This window comes from Kosmotoga sp. (assembly GCF_982836095.1).
Genome location: NZ_CEYIHJ010000167.1, coordinates 1 through 4079 on the forward strand (window position 1 = coordinate 1; position 4079 = coordinate 4079).

The window sequence follows — 4079 nt, forward strand, 5'->3', positions numbered from 1 at the left end:
AGAACAGCAAAACTGAGATTTGAAACAAGGCTCACCGTGGAAATAACAGTTGCTCGGTATGTATCGCGAATCTGGTGGTTTATATAGAAATTCATTGTGGGTCTATAGAGTCCTCTTACGATCTGCTGAAGTGCCAGTAGCGCTATAGCCCATTTTGCTACAAAAACAATGGGCAAAAAGAATCCTAACGCCATAAGAGTACTCAGGGCAAGCAGGATTCGTCTCGGCCTTTCATTGGAATAACGTCTGGTCAAATAATGTGAACTAAAGGCTGCCACTATGTTGAAAAAGAAGAAAACTACACCATACCAGGCTATGTCCAAATCAACTTCTTTGAAATATGGCTGATAGAGCCAATACCCTACTCTTAGAACAAAGCCCATTAGCGCGCTAAAGCACACAGCCCATAATATGCGGGGCGTTTTGAATACTATCCCAAAACTCTTGAAGATATGAGAAGTGTACCTATGTTCGCTCTTTTCTCGTTCCGCTTCATAAAACAGCAAAGCTATTATAGAAGCGACTAACAAATTCCCAAAACTTATCCAGAAAGGGGCAAAATGATTGTATTTGTATAGAAATCCGCTAAATATTGAGCCCACCGCTTGGCCTATAAAGATATATGAAGCTGCATTTCCTTCTCTATGCTGATATTCTTCTTTCTTCCCGATTTCTTTTAAACTTTCATATAGAAGGGCTGAATCAGCCCCGCTGGATAGGGTCATGCCGAGGCCGAAGAGCATTTCAGCCATCGCAAAGATATAGAAATTCTTGAATACGATATACAACAACAGACCGATCGCAGCAAAAATACCCGAAAGAAAAAGCGAGAATCGTCGTGATACCTTGTCAGCAATGGCTCCTGTCGGTACCTCAAAGAGGAATACTGAAATAGCCGAAATAGATTGAAGTAGCATGATCTGGGAATAGTTAAGTCCCTTGAACAGCATGAAAGGAACCAATATTGGCCCTATTATGAGCATATTTATGAAAAATCTGTAAAGCGGATAAATTACGAGATTCCTTTTGACCAAGCTACTCCCTCCCTTGTTGGTTAAAGATAAAAATATTTCTTCATTATCATTTTTTAGAAGAACATATAATATGGCCCGGCAATATTATTTGGTAGAAAACAACTTGAACACCCTTTGTTTGGCGTTCAATAAGATTTGGGATTCTTTCGTTGTTTTTATGTGAGATGAAAGTTTTTGCAACGGATTCAAAATCGCTCAAGGAATAATACTCATGGAAAGACAAAGAGCGGAAATATTAAAGCCAATATATCATTATTCTTGGGATTGGTCAAGTACGGAGTTGAAGTAAGGAAGGCAAAACAAAACGACTAGAAGTGTTACAAACAATATTCAAGCTGTACGTCAAAAGGTTCGTGATTATATATCCTTTCGTTTATTTCTATTGCTGGTACACAGCCAAGGGCTTCATAAAAGCGCTGGGTTTTAACAGATGGATGTGTGCTTATGTAAAGTTTTTTAGCGCTCTTCTGTTTTGCATATTCACAGCACAATTTGAACATTTTTTTGCCTATACCCTGATTTCTATATTCATTGGATACATGTAGGTAAGAGAGTTCTATGTATTCTTTGTTTTTGCCAAAGAGAAGATGCCCTAAACTTGCAAATCCTATAATTTCTTTATTTTCATTGAAAGCACCTATTACAACCCCACCGGCTTCCAGGCATTTTCGCAGATATTCCACAATCTTTTCTTTCTTGTTTTGATCCCAATTTTCTTCAAAGCGTTCTGCTTTGCAATGAAAAGTTCCATCTTTAAGATATTTCACATGGGTTGTCAGTTGGTAGCGGTTAAAGCTGTTAAGTGCATTTTTATGTAAGTCTGCGCATTCCAGCTTTTTTATCACTATTTTTTGGGTATAATTCTTTTTCATTTTACTCACCACACTTTTTTGCTCAAGTAAACAAGAGAAATTTCCTTTTTGTGCAAAAGACTCTGTCGATTTTTAGCCAAGCGTTTTTTCCTCTACTTCAAGGTGTTTTCTTAGATAATAACCCGTATAGCTTTTTGGATTGTTGAGAATATCTTCCAGCGTTCCTGAAGCCACAACCTCGCCACCTGCATCTCCACCTTCAGGGCCAAGATCTATGATATGGTCTGCGTTTTTCACCACATCGAGATTGTGTTCAACCACCAGAACCGTGTTGCCCTTTTCTACAAGCCTTTTAAGGACTGCTATGAGTTTGTGAACATCATCGAAATGAAGTCCCGTGGTCGGTTCGTCCAGGATATAAAACGTTCGACCGGTAGAACGCTTTTTAAGTTCTGATGCGAGTTTAATTCTTTGAGCTTCGCCGCCGGAAAGGGTAGTTGCTGGTTGACCTAGCGTGATATAACCCAAGCCAACATCCTGGAGCAATTTTAGCGCTCGTTGAAGAGGGGGAATCCTTTCGAAAAATTCCAGGGCTTCATCCACTGTCATGTTCAAAACATCTGAGATGTTCTTTCCCCTGTACGTAATTTCAAGAGTTTCCCTGTTATAACGTTTGCCCTTGCAGATATCACACTCTACGTATACGTTTGGTAGAAACTGCATCTCAATTTTTATTAAGCCGTGTCCCTGACAGGCTTCACAGCGCCCACCCTTTACGTTGAAAGAAAACCTGCCTTTGGTATACCCCCTGGCTCGAGCTTCAGGCGTCCTGGCATAGATATCTCTAATGAAATTGAAAAGGCCAGTGTATGTGGCGGGATTAGATCGCGGAGTTCTTCCGATAGGCCCCTGGTCAATAACAATAATGTTGTCCAGGTTTTCTATACCTTCAATACCATCATAAAGCCCTTCTTGACGTTTGGTTTTGTTTAACAGGTTGCTAAGAGCTGGATATAGAGTGTCCATGACCAGGGAGCTCTTACCACTGCCTGAAACACCCGTAACACATATGAATTTACCCAGGGGAAATTCAACATCAATTGCTTTCAAATTATTCTGCCGCGCTCCGCGAAGTATGAGCTTCTTTTCTTTATCTGCGTTGCTATTCTTTAAGCGTGGAATCACAAGCTCGCCTTTGAGATACTTACCTGTTAGGGATTCTTCAGGTGGATTGTCCAACAGTTTTTCAGTGGGTCCCTGAAATACGACCTTGCCTCCGTTAACTCCCGCACCCGGCCCAATATCTACAATGTAGTCAGAACTTCTTATTACTTCTTCATCGTGCTCAACAACGATCACTGTGTTGTCAAGATCTCTCAGTTTTTTCAGGGTTTCTATCAATCGAGTGTTGTCGCGGGGATGTAATCCAATGGTGGGCTCATCCAGCACATAAGTGACACCGGTAAGACCTGAACCTATTTGTGTTGCCAGCCTTATTCTCTGAGCTTCGCCTCCAGAAAGGGTCATAGCTGTACGTGATAGGGTCAGATAATCGAGCCCTACATCTATAAGAAATTGAAGTCGCTTTTTTATCTCAGACAAAAGCTCCCCTACAATTTTTAACTCATGTTCACTGAGTTTCAACTCACAGAGGTATTTGTAAATAGAAGCTATGGTAAGCTCCGAAAGCTCAGCTATATTGTAACGCCCAAGCTTCACACCTAATGCTTCGCTCCTGAGTTTTTTACCACCACAGCTTGTACAGACCCTGCTTTCCATGAATTTGTTTTCCATCCATTCGCGAATTTCCTGTGATTCTGTTTCCCTGTATCTTCTCATAAGGTTATTCATTATACCTTCAAATGGTTTTCGCACCTGATATGTTAGATTCTCTGTTCTGTAATCGAAACGAATATCGTAATCTGTACCATAGAGAATGGCTTCTTTTACATCTTCGCTAAGGTCTTTGAAAGGCTTTTTGGGATCTTCACCAAGACTTTCGATGACATTTAGTATGCGCTTCATGCTAAAGCTATCTCTGGAATTGCTGATAGCCCTTATTGCCCCATCCAGTACGCTTAAATTTTCGTCAATCACTAGCTCTTCAGATAGTTCCATGGTGTAACCCAGTCCATGGCAATAAGGACAAGCCCCATAAGGATTGTTGAAAGAAAATATTTTGGGGTTTATATCAGGTAGGCTGATTCCACAAATAGGACAGGCGAAGTTTTCA

The 4079-nt window shown here is 40.6% G+C and carries 3 protein-coding genes; all 3 read right to left on the reverse strand.

What is annotated here, in order from left to right:
* On the reverse strand, positions 1 to 1034 hold a 1034-nt coding region (locus tag AC3LHT_RS09345), incomplete at its 3' end, for an MFS transporter (protein ID WP_488662700.1).
* Between the two features lie 317 nt (positions 1035 to 1351).
* Positions 1352 to 1906 carry a GNAT family N-acetyltransferase gene (locus tag AC3LHT_RS09350; protein WP_488662701.1) on the reverse strand — a complete coding sequence of 185 codons (555 nt, stop codon included), beginning with the start codon at positions 1904 to 1906 and terminating at the stop codon, positions 1352 to 1354.
* Positions 1907 to 1978: 72 nt separating this feature from the next.
* Positions 1979 to 4079 (reverse strand): excinuclease ABC subunit UvrA (gene uvrA, locus AC3LHT_RS09355; RefSeq protein WP_488662702.1); only part of this gene is annotated, 2101 nt, incomplete at its 5' end.

Coding starts and splice junctions, on each gene's coding strand:
- AC3LHT_RS09350 (WP_488662701.1), bottom strand. CDS start 1,906: ATGAAAAAGAATTATACCCAAAAAATAGTGATAAAAAAGCTGGAATGC.